The organism is Vogesella fluminis (assembly GCF_014652335.1).
In the GTDB taxonomy this organism is placed as follows: domain Bacteria; phylum Pseudomonadota; class Gammaproteobacteria; order Burkholderiales; family Chromobacteriaceae; genus Vogesella; species Vogesella fluminis.
In genome coordinates this window covers 1-1,010 of record NZ_BMYP01000111.1, presented here as the reverse complement: position 1 = coordinate 1,010, position 1,010 = coordinate 1, and the positions used below count along the sequence as shown (strand labels likewise).

1 protein-coding gene is annotated in these 1,010 nt (G+C 62.3%); it reads left to right on the top strand.

Going from position 1 to position 1,010, the window contains the following annotated elements:
* Window positions 1–270 precede the first annotated feature (270 nt).
* Window positions 271–948 (top strand): hypothetical protein, encoded by a 678-nt coding sequence (locus tag IE083_RS15665; protein ID WP_189354961.1) that lies wholly within the window; start codon window positions 271–273, stop codon window positions 946–948.
* Window positions 949–1,010 lie beyond the last annotated feature (62 nt).

Sequence of the window (1,010 nt, the reverse complement as noted above, 5' to 3'; positions counted from 1 at the left end):
CTGTGTTTTGGATGATCCGAATTATCTCATACGGCTCGTTAAGTCCGACAGGCTGCTAGCCAGCGGGTTTATACGGCGCTCAGGCCGGCAGCGGCGGCGACATATAAAACCCGTGGCTATAGAGGTAGACGCACGTCGTCAAAGGGAAGACGAAGCCCCGGGGGTAACACCCTCGGGGCTTTGTCATTCATGTTGGTAGATCGGCGGAAATTTAAAAGCGATCACTAGACACGGGTACAGGCAATCGGCCTGAATCACGTGGAGAAAGACATGCCATCCCTTTTGACGTCCCCTGTTGCACAACTGAACGACTCCCCCGCGCTGCAGCACATGCACCGCACATTGCGCCACCACTTCACCCGTCTGTGGCCGACCCGGCGCGTGGCATTGTGCCCGCCAGCGTTTGCCGGCTACATCGACAGCAGCACGCTGGATGTGCCGGTGTTGCGCGCGGCGTGCCCGCAGCGCAAAAGCCTGGTGGTGTTCCTGCCCGACCAGTTCTCTGAATACCTCGGCGCGCTGGCATGGCAAGCCCCCGTCCTGCGCGTGCATCCGGACATCAGCCGCGCTCGCCAGCGCGCTTATGTGTCCTGGTCCTGCCCGAATCCTGGGCTACCGCTGACGGTGTGGCTGGAACTTGAACCGCTGATGGCGGCGTTGGTTGAACAGGACATGACCGGCACCGACTTGGTGCTCCCCGTCGTGTTTGTCGCCGCTGACAGCGTCGCGGTCGGCAAGATGACGCTGGACGACGGCGCCTCGCCGGCCCTGGCCGTTGCGGCACAGCCCCTGCCGGCGCTGGATGCAGTCGCACAGCGCAAGCTGGACGAGAAAGCAGCCAGCTACAGCGAACAGCCGTGGCTGTTCATGCGCTACGAGTTGTCCAACGGTGGCCGCCGCTATGCGGTGCATCTGGCCCCGCTGCTGCGACTCGATGAGACCGCCTGACACGATAGCGTCCGTCAAGGTGGTGTAAATTTCAGGGCCGAACTCCGGTCCGGTTTTCCAGG

What these genes read in the sequence shown, in the direction of transcription:
- IE083_RS15665 (WP_189354961.1), top strand. Translation starts at nt 271, where the DNA reads ATGCCATCCCTTTTGACGTCCCCTGTTGCACAACTGAACGACTCCCCC.